Raw genomic sequence first — 13,201 nt, 5'->3', positions numbered from 1 at the left:
GCGGAGGACGGAAATCTCGACGGATTCCCCGCTTCATGGCCGACCGCGCGGCAGTCGAGCGCTGGAAGCAGACCTTCGCTCTACTTCGGCGACGTTTCCCGGGCGCCGAGGACCCGGCCGCGGCGGCCACCCGAGGCGCCGCCGCCCTGCACCGCATCGCCGCCGCCCACGACGGCGGACGCGTCCTGGTCGTCGCCCACAACACGCTGCTCAGACTGGTGCTGTGCCGACTCCTGTCCCTTCCGCTCGCCGAATACCGCCGCGTCTTCCCGCAGTTGCGGAACGCGGCGGTGTCCGAGATCCGCATGGACGAGGGCGTGACGGCACTTCTGTCGCTCAACGTGCCCTGTGAGCAAGCCACTTGGTAGGCGTGGCAGCACAAATCCGTCGCGCTCCGCACGGGTGAGCCGTTAGCCTCCGGCCATGCAGACTCCGGGTGTACGGACCGACCGATTCGGCTTGCTGCTCGACCAGTTCGACTGCGCGAGGGAGCGGGCCCAGGTACGGCTGACCGGCCTCGGCGACGAGGAGTACCTCTGGGAGCCGGTCCCCGGTTGCTGGTCGCTGCGCCGCCGTGGCGAGGCGACCACGCCCAGGGCGTTCGGCCCGGGGGAGTGGGTGCTCGACCTGGGCGCCCCGGACATCCCGGCGGGCGAGTACGCCGAGGTCGCCCGGCAGGTCGCCGGCGGCATGACCGTCGAGAAGATCGCCGAGGACTGGAAGGTGAGCGTCGGGCGGGTCGAGGAGGTCCTCGCCCACACGGGCCCGCCGGAGCCCGACGTCACCCCGGTCACCACCATCGCCTGGCGCCTCTCCCATCTGCACTACGGCTTCGCCGGCCAGTGGGAGTGGACCTTCGGCGAACGCCGCCGGGACCCCAAGCAGCTGATCGACTTCACCCCCGACGCCGGCCTGTCCCTCGACCGCTTCTGGAAGACGATCGACCGCTGGCGCACCGACGTGGGCACCCTGACCGAGCCCCAGCTCGACACGATCGGCCTCTCCCAGTACCCGTACGGCTCCGACCCCGACGAACCCTTCATCTCGGTCCTCTGGGGCGCCAACCTCGAATTCATCCACCACATGTCGGAGATCGCGCTTCTGCGGGATCTGTGGCGGGCCCGCAACTCCGCGGCCGCATCAACCGAGTTGAACTGATCTCCCGGAACCCTCCTTCGATCAGGACCGGTCGTAGGAGGATGACCCCATGACGGAGATCGACACTTCGGTGCCCCACTCGGCACGGATCTGGAACTACTGGCTGGGTGGCAAGGACAACTACCCCGTGGACGAGGCGGCCGGTGACGCGTACACCGCTGTCTTTCCCGGCATCGTCACCATCGCCCGCAGCAGCCGTGCCTTCCTCGGCCGCAGTATCCGGTACCTCGTCATGGAGGCGGGCGTACGGCAGTTCCTGGATGTCGGGACCGGGCTGCCGACCGTCGACAACACCCATGAGGTCGCCCAGCGCCACGCCCCCGACGCGAAGATCGTCTACGTCGACAACGACCCGTTGGTCCTGGCCCACGCCCGCGCCCTGCTCACCTCCTCGCCGGAGGGCGTGACGGCGTACGAGGACCTGAGCCTGTACGAGCCCGACCGCATCCTGGAGGCGGCCGGCAGGACGCTGGACCTGACGCAGCCGACCGCGCTCATCCTCAGCGGCATCCTCGGCCACGTCGGCGACTACGACAATGCCCGCGAGCTCGTCCGGACCCTGGTCGCGGGCCTGCCCCCGGGCAGCTACCTCTCCGTCAACGACGGCTCCCGCGGCACCGACCCCGACTACGAGCAGGCCCAGGACGCCTACAACGAGACCGGCGCGGTCCCGTACTTCCTGCGCCCGGTCGAGCAGATCACCGCCTTCTTCGAGGGCCTGGAGCTCGTCGAGCCGGGGGTCGTGTCCGTCCCGCTCTGGCATCCGGACTCCGGCGCCGACACCACCCCGATCGGGCAGCACGGCGGCCTCGGCCGTAAGCCGTAAGCCATAGCGCCCCACCGGACACCAGACACCGGAAAGCCCCGGTCCGGGCGGCCTCCCCGTGTGGGGGAGGCCGCCCGCCGTCTCCGTGCGCGGTCCGGCTACGCCGCCACCGTCGTGTAGTGCGAGGCGTCGCCCTCGATCGAGTAGCTCTCCTTGCCCTCGATGCCGACCGGGATGTCACCGGCGACGGTCACCCGGTGCAGGCGGCGCGGCCGGCCGTCGTAGTTGTCGACGGCGTAGTGCTGGGTGATGCGGTTGTCGAAGAGGACGAGCTGGTTCTCGGACCAGCGGTGGCGCAGGATGTTCTCCGGCCGGGTGACATACGCCTGGAGCAGGTCGAGGATCTTGCGGGACTCGCCCGGCGAGAGGCCGACGATCCGCTGTGCGAACCCGCCGATGAACAGGCCGCGTTCGCCGGTCAGCGGGTGGACACGGACCACCGGGTGGACCGTGCGGTACTTGATGGACGTGAACTGGGCGCGCTGGGCGGCCTGTTGCTCGTCGAGCTCCTCCTCCGGCACGGCGTAGTCGTAGTCGTTGGTGTGCTCGGCCCACAGGGTGTCCGCCAACTGGCGGAGGGAGCTGGGCAGTTGGGGGTAGGCCGCCGCCGAGCTGGCGATCAGGGTCTCGCCGCCGTACGGCGGGACGGTGATCGAGCGCAGGGTGCTGGCCTGCGGTGGGTTGAGGACGAACGTGACGTCGGTGTGCCAGTGGTTGGCGGCCCGGCCGCGCTCGCTGTCGACGGGCAGGACGTTCGGGACGCCGTCGACGGAGGAGACCGTCGGGTGGGCGGTGGTGACGTCGCCGAAGTGGCGGACGAAGGCCTGCTGGGCCTCGTCGTCCAGGTTCACGTCGTCGAAGACGAGCGCCTTGTGGACGTTGAGGGCCTCGCGGAGCGCGGTGGCCGTCTCCGCGTCGAGGGGCTTGGAGATGTCGACGCCGGAGATACGGGCGCCGATGTGCGCGGTGACCTGCTGGATGTCGATGTGGGACACGGGCATGGGTCCTTTCAGACGGAGGCGAGTGCCGGGGTGGCGACGTACTGGTTGGCGGGGCGGGGGAGGCCGTAGCGCTCCCGGAGGGTGTGGCGGGGGCCGTACTCGGTGCGGAGCAGGCCCCGGGTGCGCAGGATCGGGACGACCTGGTCGACGAAGGTCTCCAGGCCGGAGGGCAGCACGGCGGGCATGATGTTGAAGCCGTCGGCCGCGCCCTGGGTGAACCAGGTCTCGATCTTGTCGGCGACCTGCTGGGGCGTGCCCGCGAAGGTGAGATGGCCGCGCCCGCCGCCGAGCCGGCCGATCAGCTCCCGGACGGTGAGGCGGTCGCGCCGGGCGAGCTCGACGACGAGCGTGTAGCGGCTCTTGGCGCCTTCGATGGCGTCCTCGGGCGGCAGGTCGGCGGGGAGCTCGGCATCCAACTCCAGTGACCCGGGGGGAAGTTGGAGGAGTCTCTCCAAGCGGTCGACACCGTGCGCGTACACGATGTGGTCCTCCAGGACCTGCTCGTGCGCCCGCGCCTCGGCCTCCGTCGACCCGATCACCGGCACGATCCCGGGCAGCACCTTGATGTGCCCGGGGTCCCGACCGGCCGCCTCCGTACGGGTCTTGAGATCGGCGTAGAAGGCCTGTGCGTCGGCGAGGGTCTGCTGGGCGGTGAACACCGCCTCCGCGTACCGGGCCGCGAACGTCTTGCCGTCCTCGCTGGAGCCGGCCTGTACGAGCAGCGGGTAACCCTGCGGTGAACGGGGGACGTTGAGGGCGCCCTCGACGCTGAAGTACGTCCCCTGGTGCCGGGGCGGGTGGATCTTCGTGTCGTCGCCCCACACACCGGTCGCCTTGTCGCCGACGACCGCGTCGTCCTCCCAGCTGTCCCAGAGCTTCAGGGCCACGTCGAGGAACTCGGCGGCCCGGGCGTACCGCTCGGCGTGCGCGGGCTCGGCGTCCAGGCCGAAGTTGCGGGCGGCCTCGGCACCGGCGGTGGTGACGATGTTCCAGCCCGCCCGGCCGCCGCTGATGATGTCCAGCGAGGCGAACTTGCGGGCCAGGTTGTAGGGGGAGTTGTAGGAGGTGGAGGCGGTGGCGATCAGGCCGATGTGCCGGGTCGCCGTCGCGAGGGCGGTGAGGAGGGTGAGGGGTTCCAACGCGCCTGCGGGGCGTTGGGCGACGGTCCCCCACAGCTGGGGGCCGTCGGCGAGGAAGAGCGAGTCGAAGGTGCCGCGTTCGGCGATGCGGGCCAGCTCGATGTAGTGGTCGAGCTCGACGTGCGCGTACGGGTCGCTCTCCGGGAGGCGCCAAGAGGCCTCGTGGTGGCCGGTGTTCATGAGGAAGGCGTTGAGGTGGAGCTGGCGGGTCATCGGTGATCCTCCGGGGAACCCAGGGTCGTTGTGGTCATGCGTGGTCCTCTGTGACGCCCAGCGCGGTCAGCAGGCGTTCGCGGTACTCGCCGAGCAGCGGGTCGCGGTACGAGCGCGGGTGGGGACGGTCGATGGTGAGGTCGAGGCCGATGCGGCCCTGGTCGAGGACCAGCACCCGGTCCGCCAGCACGATCGCCTCGTCGACGTCGTGGGTGACGAGCAGGACGGACGGCTGGTGGGCCTTCCACAAATCCCGCAGCAGGGCGTGCATCTTGATCCGGGTCAGGGCGTCCAGCGCCCCGAACGGCTCGTCGGCCAGCAGGAGTTCGGGCTCGCGCACCAGGGAGCGGGCGAGTGCCGCGCGCTGGGCCTCGCCGCCCGACAGCTCGTTGGGCCAGGCCCGCTCCCGCCCCTTCAGCCCCACCTCGGCGAGAGCGGCACGCCCCTTCTCCTCGCCCTCGGTGCCCAGCAGTACGTTGTCCAGGACCCGCCGCCAGGGCAGCAGCCGTGAGTCCTGGAAGACCACGGACACCCGTTCCGGAGCGGTGAGCCGGCCGCTCCCGGTGACGCCGTGGTCCAGCCCCGCGATCGCCCGCAGCAGCGTGCTCTTGCCGGAGCCGCTGTGTCCGAGCAGGGCCGTGAACTGGCCGGCGGGCAGGTCGAGGTCGATGCCGTCGAGGACCGTCCGGCCCTCGAACGACCTCGTCAGTCCCCGGAGTTGGACGGCGGGCCGGGTCAGCTGCTCAGTGTGCGGCGCCATGACAGCACCCTCCGTTCGATGAGACGGACCGCGCTGTCGGAGATCAGGCCGAAGACGCCGTAGACGAGAAGGCCCACGAGGATGACGTCGGACTGGCCGTAGTTCTGGGCCTGGAACATCATGTAGCCGAGCCCGCTGGTGGCGTTGATCTGCTCAAGGACCACCAGGCCCAGCCAGGAGCCGGTCACCCCGAGCCGGAGTCCCACGAAGAATCCGGGCAGCGCGCCGGGGATGACGATCTGGCGGATGAACTGGACCTTCGACAGCCCTTGCACCTCGGCGAGTTCGACGAAACGGCTGTCGATGCCGGAGAGCGCGGCGTGTGTGTTCAGGTAGATCGGGATGTAGACGACGATCGCGATGATGGCGACCTTGAAGGCCTCGCCGATGCCCAGCCAGAGGATGAACAGCGGGATCAGACCGAGGGTCGGGATCGCCCGGTTGAGCTGCACGGTTCCGTCGATCAACGCCTCGCCGACCCGGCTCAGCCCGGCCGCGAGTGCCAGCAGGACGCCCGCGACGAGGCCGATCGCGAAGCCGTACGAGGCCCGTTCGAGGGAGGTCAGGATGTCGGTGGGCAGCGTCCCGGTGGTCCACAGGTGACCGGCGGTCCTCAGCACGGTCCAGGGCGCCGGGATCGCGCCCGGGTCGAGCTGTCCGGCGGCGGAGGCGATGGCCCACAGGGCGACGAAGAGAGCGGGGCCGATCAGACGGGTGGCGGGCAGCCGCCTGCCGGGGGAGAGACCGCGCCTGCGCCGCCGTACCCGAGGACTGTCCTTCTCGACTGCCATCGGGGCGGCTGTGGTTGTGGTGGTCACGGCGCTCACCTCCGGTACTCCGCCGGTACGGCCTTGGCGGCGAGGGACTCGAAGCGGTGGTCGAAGAGCGAGGACACGTCGAACTTCTTCACGAACCCGCCCTCGGCGAGCAGATCGGCGGTCTCCTGCTCCCACTTGATCGCCTCGTCCCAACTCGGTGGGAACAGCGGCTTGTTGGCGAGGTCGGAGATCGACTTGGCCTGGGCGGGGGTCAGGTTCTGCGTCTTGACGTAGAACTCCTCGTTCCAGCTGCCGGGGTTCTCGTACTGCCAGACCTGGCCCTTGGCCCAGTACGGGATGTACGCGGCGACCGCGGCGGCCTTCGCGGGGTCGTCGAGTACGGAGACCGGCGCCCACAGCAGGTTGAGCAGGTCCACGACGCCCGTGGTGATGGCGCGGGCCCCCTTGGCCTTGTACTGCTGCAGATACGCGGGCGCCTGGCTGTTGGCGAGCGGGGCGATGTCGACCTGGCCGGACTGCAGCGCGGTCAGGAACTGGTTGCTGGTCAGCGGGACCAGCTTCACGTCGTCGTACTTCAGGCCCGCCTGCTTCAACGCCCGCAGGAGCACCACTCCTTGGGCCTGGCCCTGCGAGAAGGCGAGCTTCTTGCCCTGGAAGTCGGCGACCGACTGGATGTCGCTGCCCGGCTTGGTGGCGAAGAGGTAATTCGGCTTGCGGGTGATGTCGATCGCGACGATCTTCGCGTCGAAGCCCTGGTAGTGCGCCTGGATCGGCGGAATACCCGCGTTGTTGGCCAGGTCCAGGGACTTCGCGCGGAACGCGTTGATGACATCGGGGCCGGCGCCGATGTTCACCCAGCTCGACACCCTGAACGGCAGCTCGCCCAACTTGGCCAGCCTGAACTGGAGTTGCTGGGTGTTGAGATACGAGGCGATCTTCAGACTCGTACCGGCCGGGACCTTGTCGGCCAGTGGCGCGGACGAGACGCCCTTGGTGTCGGCGGCCGCACTGCTGCCGGCGCAGCCACTGAGCCCGGCGACGCCGGCGGCGGCACCGAGGAGGGAGGTGAGGAAGAGGCGCCGGTCGACGCCGGAGGTGCGGGAAACAGGCATGGGAGGACTCCGTGATTTCAGCAGGAAAGAACGCACGCGTAATTCCGGGCACGAGGAAGCCGGGGAAGGGAATTCACGCAGCAGGAAATGAGCGCTTCACACGCGGCAATGTGTCAGCAACAAAGGGTGCGACAGCTCACGAACAGGCTCATGACCAGGATGTTCCTGGTCATGCACCACACCTGTCAACATTCGGAGTTTCTGAATTAATTCTGCTCAGGTCAGGCTGCCAGTGGATCGCGGTAGAGCACGTCCAACGCGACCGAACCGCCCGCCACCGCGAGTACCGAATCAGGAAAACTCGTCGGCACGACGGAGGCCGCGCGCTTCGCGCCGACCTCCGCGCGCAGGGTCTCCAGACAGTCCTGCCGGTGGATGACGCCGACCTCGGTCACCACCACCGTCTCCGGGTTCAGCACATCCAGCAGCAGCCGCGCCGCCCGCCCGATCGCACCGGCCCGCGCCACCAGCAGCCGAACGGCCTCCGCGTCCCCCGCGTCCGCCGCCGCGACGACATGCATGGGGTTCACGCCCTCGACGAGGCCCGCCTCCCGCGCCCGTCGGCACAGCGTCCGCTCGCTCAACTCGACCTGAAGGCAGCCGACTTCACCGCAGTCGCAGGGCTCGGTGCCGCCCGGCACCGGCAGATGGGCGATGGCGCCGGCCTGGGAGCGCGGCCCGTGGTGCACCTCGTCGCCGGTCGCGAACGCCGCGTCGACCACGTTGCCGACGAACAGATGCAGCATGCTCCCGCTGCCGCGCGCCCGCCCGAAGAGCCGCTCCCCGTTGACCAACGCCCGTGCGTGGCCGTCCACATGGACCGGCAGGCCGGTGCGCTCGCCGAGCACCTCGCGCACCGCCACGTCCCGCCAGCCGAGCAGCGGGTGGTCGACGACGGCCCCGGACTCCCGGTCCACCCAGCCGCCGACGGCCACGCCGACGCCGAGGGGCCGGCAGCCCTGAGCCGCCGCGATCAGAGCGGTCAGACCCTCGGCGGCCCGCCCCAACACCCAACCGGGATCGGTGCGTTCGTGCTTCAGCTCGCGCCGGGCCACCACCCGGCCGCGCAGATCGAGCAGCGCGACGGTGGTGTACGGCACGGCGACGTGGACGCCGGCGACCACGAACCGCGAGTCGTCGAGGTCGACGGGGACATGAGGGCGCCCCACGCCGTTCGACCGCCGGGGTACGGTCGCCTCCCGGATGAGCCCGAGTTCGGCGAACCGGGCGCAGTAGTCGGTCACCGACGCGGGTGACAGCCCGGTCAGCCGGGCGATGGTGGAGCGTGCCACCGGCCCGTGCTCCAGCACGGACCGCAGCACGACGCTGGCGCTCGTCCGGCGCCGGTCGTCACGGGGAGGAGGGGGAAGAGGGGAGGGGAGAGTGGTTGCCGCGGTAAGGGGCATGGCGATCATCCTCGAAGAACGGGTCCGACACTGTGCCGTCTCGTACAGCGAGGCGCGCGCCGGAATCCGCTCCGTCCTGCCCGCCCCGCTAACTCCGGCGACAGGCGGACGCGCCGACCCGCCGCAGGTCGACATGGCGACGCGACGAGAAGTTCCGGGACTGGGCAACCATGCGCCCGAAGCTAGCAAAACCGACCAACGCTGCCCAGACGGCGACCGACGGGCGAGACGGAGGGGGCGGCGGGGCGGGTCGGGAGGCAGCTCGGGGTGGGCCGGGGATGCGGCTCTGTGTGGGTCCCGGGAAGTGCAGCTCACCCCCGCTCCGTGACCGGTGTCACCCGCTACCCGGTGTAACCTGCATCCTTTGTCCGGAGCCCACGAACCCGCAGCTCCAGCCTTTGTCGATCGCTGACGGTGATCCGCGCGAGTCGGCTGGGTTAGCGTCACGGGGTCCCCGTCTGCCCCGACCCGCGGAGTCCCCATGAGCACCGCCACCGCCACCCCCGCCCGCTCCGGACAGGTCCTCGCCGACCTGCTCCCCGCCTCCCGCGTCCGGGACGTGGCCCTCGTGCTCGGCGGCGCCGCGCTCACCGGTCTCGCGGCCCAGATCTCGATCCCGGTCCCGGGCTCCCCGGTGCCGGTGACCGGCCAGACCTTCGCCGCGCTGCTGGTCGGCACCACGCTCGGCGCGAGCCGCGGCCTGTCCGCCCTCGTCCTGTACGCGCTGGCCGGCCTCGCCGGCGTCCCGTGGTTCGCCGGCGGCACCTCCGGTGTCTCCGTCTCCTTCGGTTACATCCTCGGCATGCTGCTCGCGTCCACCGTCGTCGGCGCCCTGGCCCGCCGCGGCGCCGACCGCTCCGTGCCGCGCATGGCGGGCACGATGCTGCTGGGCGAGGCGCTCATCTACGCGATCGGCGTCCCGTACCTGGCCTACGCCGCCGACATGTCCGCCTCCGCCGCGATCGCGGCCGGCCTCACCCCGTTCCTGCTCGGCGACGCGCTGAAGGCGGCCCTGGCGATGGGCGTCACACCGACCGCCTGGAAGCTCGTCAACACGCGCTGAGGTTGTAGTTGTCACGGAAGAGGTTCGCCGGGTCGTAGTCCGACTTCAGCCCGACGAGCCTCTTCTGCGTCTCGTCGCCGTACAGCCCCGCGGTCCGGTCCCCGGCCCCGAAGGCGAAGTTGAGCGCCCGCCCGAGCGTCTCGTCGGCGAGCAGCGCGAACGCGGGATCGAGCACCGCACGCGCCTTCTTCCGGTCCCCCACGGTCAACAGCCGCACCAGGAACCGCCCTTCGCGATACGGCACCGAGTTCGGCATGGGCCGCGCGAGCGCACCACCCAGCTGGTTGATCTGCACGACGCACATCGGCCCACCCGCATCCGGCCCGACCCGCAAAAGCAGTTCACCGGTCTTGCTGACATCCAGCTCGCGCAGCACCGCGCTGTCCCCGTAGTAGGCGTGCGGAAAGTCCGGGTCGCTGTGGATGGTGTGGCTGTCGGCATACGGCATCTCCCGCAGCGAGTCGGCGAGCACCGGCCCCAACTCCCGCAGCGGAGCGACGAGTTCGTCACCGCCGCTCCCTGTGTACGCGACCCGCACCGACACCACGTACCGCCCCCGCAGATGCGGCGGCAGCGCCGGCAGATCCGGATACGGTATGGCGGCGAACGACGAGGTCAGCCCGTCGGGCACGGTCCGCGTCCACGCCTCGTACGCCCGCAGCGGGACCGCCGGATCGACCTCCCGCCCGTCGAAGGCGAGCGAGCCGCCGAACAGCGTCCTCACCGGTACGAGGTCGATCTCCAGCTCGGTGACGATGCCGAAGTTGTGCCCGCCGCCGAGGAGCGCCCAGTACAGGTCGGGCTCCGACTCCCGCGTCACCTGCCGGATTCGCCCGTCGGCGGTCACCACGTCCAGGGCCCGCACATGGTCGGCCGCGTACCCGAACTCCCGGGCCAGGATGCCCAGTCCACCGCTCAGTGTGTAGGAGACGGCGCCGACGCCCGGCGCGGAGCCGTTGAGGGGCGCGAGCCCGTACGGCTCGGCGGCGGCCACGACCTGCCCCCAGCGCACACCCGCCTGCACCCGCACCGTGCGGGCCTCCGGGTCCACCACCACCCGGTCCATCCGCTTCGTCGTGACGAGCACGCCGCCCTCCGAGGCGCTGGGCAGCCCATGACCCGTGGCCTGCACCCCGATCGACAGCCCGCGCTCGGCCGCGTACCGCACGGCGGCCACCACGTCCTCGGCCGAGGAGGCGGCGAAGACGATCGCGGGCCGCTGGGTGAACCCGGTCTGGAAACCGGCGAGTTCCTCGTCGTAGCCGGGGTCGCCGGGGCGGAGGACGAGCAGGTCTGCGGTGTTCTCGGCGATGTTCATGGAGACGAGGGTGCCCGCATAACCTGACAGATACCGTCAACTTTTGGAGCGAGAGGACGGCCGGGGCGCATGCCACGCACCCCGGCCACTGATCACCGGTACTCGTCTTCGCTCAGCCGCGCAGGCGCTGAGGTGTCGGCCGCCTGGTCGACCACCACAGCCCGGCCGCGCCGGCGGCCATCAGCGTGGCGCCCGCCGCGCCCAGCGGCAGGATGTCCCGACCGACGCCGGTCTTGGGCAGCTGGTCGGCGCCCGGTGCCACCGGCTTGTTGTCGGTGCCGAGGAGCAGGGGTGTCGCCGGGGCGTTCGGCGAGGGGTTGTTCGTACCGAACGGCACGGGCCCCTGCTGCCAGTAGGTCTTCTTCCCGTCGCCGGTCTGCACCGGCAGACAGATCTCCCCCTTCTTGCTGAGATCGTACGTCGCATCGACCGCGTACGACTTCGACTTACCGGCGGCGAGATTACCGACGGCGCAGCTGAAACCGCTGTTGGAGCCCTTCGGCAGATCTTTGTCGGCGATCGCCGAACAGCCTTCGACGGAATTGACCTTGAGGCCGTCGAAACCGACCACCAGCAGCTTTACGGTGCCGCTGTCCTTGGTCCCGCCGTTCTTCACGGTCGCGGTGATAGAGGTCTTGTGTGAACTGTTGTCGACCGAGATCTTCGACGGCAGCAGCGTGGTCAGCTTCACGCCTGCCGGCGGCTGGTCAATGACCTTTCCCCCCTTGCTGCTTCCGGGTCCCTGGTCGTCGGCGCTGGCCGTGAACGGCAGGATCATCACGGCCGAGAAAGATGCCGTGACCAGTGATCCCACGATCACGGTCGTACGACGAGAACTCATGTTCGTCCCCCTTGCGTCCCCCTGGGCTGCGCCTGAATTCGCAGTACTTGAAGAGGTACCACAAGATTTCTCCGCACTATGCTGGTACGGCACTAAGTGTGACCATTGTGTTTCGGTTGGGGCGGTCGTTGAGGGGGTGCAGCGGATTGCCGGGGAATACGAGGAGCGGCGGTGTTCCAGGGCTATTGGTGACGGGGCGCTATCGGTTGGTCGAGAGTATCGGCCAGGGGGGAATGGGACGGGTGTGGCGGGCGACCGACGAAATGCTCGATCGTTCCGTCGCCGTCAAGGAGATGCGCATAGACGGCCTGGACGCCGAGGACACCCGCACCCGCCGCGAGCGGACGCTGCGTGAGGCGAGGGCGACGGCGCGGATCGACCACCCGAACGTGGTGCGGGTCTACGACGTCGTGGACGAGGGCGAACGCCTGTGGATCGTCATGGAGTTGGTGGTGGGCCGCTCCCTCGAACGCATGATGGTGGAGGACGGCCCGCTGGGTCCGAGGGAAGCGGCACGCATCGGCCTCGGCCTGGTGGCGGCCCTGCGCCAGGTCCACGCCCGCGGCGTCCTGCACCGGGACATCAAACCGGGAAACGTCCTGGTCGAGTCCGCGGCCGCCGACCGTGTCGTCCTCACCGACTTCGGCATCGCCGCGATCCAGGACGCGAAGGCGCTGACGATGGTCGGCATGCTGGTGGGCTCCCCCGACTACATGGCCCCCGAACGGGTCTCGGGCCGCCCGCAGGGCCCGCCCTCCGACATCTGGTCCCTGGGCGCGACCCTCTGCGCGGCCCTGGCCGGCCGTTCCCCGTTCTCCCGCGACACCACCCTGGCGACGCTCCACGCGGTCCTCTACGAGGAGCCCGAACTCCCGGCCGCGGCAGGCCCGTTGCGCGACATCCTGGCCGCCCTCCTGGAGAAGGACCCGTCGGTCCGCCCAGGCCTGCACGACGTGTCGGAGGCCCTGCGCCCGATCGCCTTCCCACCGACCATGCCGACGCTTCCCGTGGGCGGGGGAGAGGCCGACGGCGGGGCGGCTGCGGGTGGGGGAGCGGAGCCGGGGGGACTGACGGAGCGGGGCTCTCCGTACTCCTCAGGAACTTCAGGAACTTCAGGGCTGTCGGATACGGCGACAGGGGCTGAGGTCGACCTCTTCGGCGGGGCGTCGGTCAGGGCTGCCGAGCCGGACCGAGCGGTTCCGGAGGCCGGGCGCGGAGAAGGCTGGGGCAGGCCGGTCGAGGGCGCCCGGACGAGCCGTCATGGCGACCCGGCCGCAGGCCCAGAGGACAGCCCCTCGGACGGACCTCAGCCTGACGCCGAGCCGTCCTGGGCCGCAGGAGCGGCAGCCGGGGCCGATCGGGCAACTGCGGACGGCCCCGTGCCGGGCTCCGAGGCGGGCTCCCCGGGGGTTTCTGCGCCGGGCGTCGAGTCGCCCGTGCCGGGCTCTGAAGCTGGCTCCCCGGGGGTTTCTGTGCCTGGCGTCGAGTCGCCTGGGGCGGGTTCTGGGGCGGGCTTGCCGGGGGTTTCTGTGCCGGGTGTCGAGTTGCCTGGGGCGGGTTCTGGGGCGGGCTTGCCGGGGGTTTC

Annotated in this window: 13 protein-coding genes; 5 read left to right on the top strand and 8 right to left on the bottom strand. The window is 70.4% G+C overall.

Annotation, left to right across the window (positions count from 1 at the left end; all coding sequences use genetic code 11):
- The 3 genes from ACWC09_RS02940 to ACWC09_RS02930 all read left to right on the top strand — a co-directional run.
- The coding region (locus tag ACWC09_RS02940; protein ID WP_450847857.1) for a histidine phosphatase family protein at positions 1-368 on the top strand (368 nt) is incomplete at its 5' end.
- 55 nt (positions 369-423) lie between these two features.
- Positions 424-1,158 (top strand): DinB family protein, encoded by a 735-nt coding sequence (locus ACWC09_RS02935; RefSeq protein ID WP_450847855.1) that lies wholly within the window; start codon positions 424-426, stop codon positions 1,156-1,158.
- 49 nt (positions 1,159-1,207) lie between these two features.
- Positions 1,208-1,984: an SAM-dependent methyltransferase gene (locus ACWC09_RS02930; protein WP_450847853.1), complete on the top strand. Its 777-nt coding sequence runs from the start codon at positions 1,208-1,210 to the stop codon at positions 1,982-1,984.
- A 98-nt stretch (positions 1,985-2,082) separates the two neighbouring features.
- Here ACWC09_RS02930 and ACWC09_RS02925 read toward each other — a convergent pair whose 3' ends face one another.
- The 6 genes from ACWC09_RS02925 to ACWC09_RS02900 form a co-directional block, all read right to left on the bottom strand.
- On the bottom strand, positions 2,083-2,979 hold the full coding sequence (locus ACWC09_RS02925; RefSeq protein ID WP_450847851.1) for a TauD/TfdA dioxygenase family protein: 897 nt from the start codon (positions 2,977-2,979) through the stop codon (positions 2,083-2,085).
- Positions 2,980-2,993: 14 nt separating this feature from the next.
- Positions 2,994-4,337, bottom strand: coding sequence for an LLM class flavin-dependent oxidoreductase (locus ACWC09_RS02920; RefSeq protein ID WP_450847849.1), 1,344 nt, complete (start codon positions 4,335-4,337; stop codon positions 2,994-2,996).
- A 34-nt stretch (positions 4,338-4,371) separates the two neighbouring features.
- Complete coding sequence (locus tag ACWC09_RS02915; protein WP_450847847.1) at positions 4,372-5,097, bottom strand: ABC transporter ATP-binding protein; 726 nt, start codon at positions 5,095-5,097, stop codon at positions 4,372-4,374.
- Positions 5,073-5,888, bottom strand: a complete 816-nt coding sequence (locus ACWC09_RS02910) for an ABC transporter permease (protein WP_450847875.1) — start codon at positions 5,886-5,888, stop codon at positions 5,073-5,075. The genes ACWC09_RS02915 and ACWC09_RS02910 overlap by 25 nt, the downstream gene beginning before the upstream one ends.
- A gap of 32 nt (positions 5,889-5,920) precedes the next feature.
- Positions 5,921-6,988 carry an ABC transporter substrate-binding protein gene (locus ACWC09_RS02905; RefSeq protein WP_450847845.1) on the bottom strand — a complete coding sequence of 356 codons (1,068 nt, stop codon included), beginning with the start codon at positions 6,986-6,988 and terminating at the stop codon, positions 5,921-5,923.
- Between the two features lie 221 nt (positions 6,989-7,209).
- A complete protein-coding gene (locus tag ACWC09_RS02900) occupies positions 7,210-8,394 on the bottom strand; it encodes an ROK family protein (RefSeq protein ID WP_450847844.1) in 1,185 nt (394 codons plus the stop codon).
- A gap of 481 nt (positions 8,395-8,875) precedes the next feature.
- Here ACWC09_RS02900 and ACWC09_RS02895 point away from each other — a divergent pair, with 481 nt between their 5' ends.
- A complete protein-coding gene (locus ACWC09_RS02895) occupies positions 8,876-9,457 on the top strand; it encodes a biotin transporter BioY (RefSeq protein ID WP_450847842.1) in 582 nt (193 codons plus the stop codon).
- On the opposite strand, the gene ACWC09_RS02890 is transcribed toward ACWC09_RS02895, so the two are convergent.
- Together ACWC09_RS02890 and ACWC09_RS02885 are read right to left on the bottom strand one after the other, a co-directional pair.
- Positions 9,444-10,775 carry an FAD-binding oxidoreductase gene (locus ACWC09_RS02890; RefSeq protein ID WP_450847840.1) on the bottom strand — a complete coding sequence of 444 codons (1,332 nt, stop codon included), beginning with the start codon at positions 10,773-10,775 and terminating at the stop codon, positions 9,444-9,446. The two genes, ACWC09_RS02895 and ACWC09_RS02890, sit on opposite strands and share 14 nt — an antisense overlap.
- Positions 10,776-10,887: 112 nt before the next feature.
- On the bottom strand, positions 10,888-11,616 hold the full coding sequence (locus ACWC09_RS02885; RefSeq protein ID WP_450847838.1) for a hypothetical protein: 729 nt from the start codon (positions 11,614-11,616) through the stop codon (positions 10,888-10,890).
- A gap of 233 nt (positions 11,617-11,849) precedes the next feature.
- On the opposite strand from ACWC09_RS02885, the gene ACWC09_RS02880 reads away from it, so the two are divergent.
- Positions 11,850-13,201, top strand: a 1,352-nt coding sequence (locus ACWC09_RS02880) for a serine/threonine-protein kinase (RefSeq protein ID WP_450847873.1), incomplete at its 3' end; no start/stop codon positions are given.

It is taken from the genome of Streptomyces sp. NPDC001617 (assembly GCF_053596855.1).
The sequence above is the reverse complement of the archived record's forward strand: the minus strand, read 5'-3'. Positions and strand labels throughout refer to the sequence as shown.

What these genes read in the sequence shown, in the direction of transcription:
- ACWC09_RS02910 (WP_450847875.1), bottom strand. Translation starts at nt 5,888, where the DNA reads ATGGCAGTCGAGAAGGACAGTCCTCGGGTACGGCGGCGCAGGCGCGGT.
- ACWC09_RS02885 (WP_450847838.1), bottom strand. Translation starts at nt 11,616, where the DNA reads ATGAGTTCTCGTCGTACGACCGTGATCGTGGGATCACTGGTCACGGCA.
- ACWC09_RS02920 (WP_450847849.1), bottom strand. Translation starts at nt 4,337, where the DNA reads ATGACCCGCCAGCTCCACCTCAACGCCTTCCTCATGAACACCGGCCAC.
- ACWC09_RS02935 (WP_450847855.1), top strand. Translation starts at nt 424, where the DNA reads ATGCAGACTCCGGGTGTACGGACCGACCGATTCGGCTTGCTGCTCGAC.
- ACWC09_RS02905 (WP_450847845.1), bottom strand. Translation starts at nt 6,988, where the DNA reads ATGCCTGTTTCCCGCACCTCCGGCGTCGACCGGCGCCTCTTCCTCACC.
- ACWC09_RS02890 (WP_450847840.1), bottom strand. Translation starts at nt 10,775, where the DNA reads ATGAACATCGCCGAGAACACCGCAGACCTGCTCGTCCTCCGCCCCGGC.
- ACWC09_RS02930 (WP_450847853.1), top strand. Translation starts at nt 1,208, where the DNA reads ATGACGGAGATCGACACTTCGGTGCCCCACTCGGCACGGATCTGGAAC.
- ACWC09_RS02900 (WP_450847844.1), bottom strand. Translation starts at nt 8,394, where the DNA reads ATGCCCCTTACCGCGGCAACCACTCTCCCCTCCCCTCTTCCCCCTCCT.
- ACWC09_RS02895 (WP_450847842.1), top strand. Translation starts at nt 8,876, where the DNA reads ATGAGCACCGCCACCGCCACCCCCGCCCGCTCCGGACAGGTCCTCGCC.
- ACWC09_RS02915 (WP_450847847.1), bottom strand. Translation starts at nt 5,097, where the DNA reads ATGGCGCCGCACACTGAGCAGCTGACCCGGCCCGCCGTCCAACTCCGG.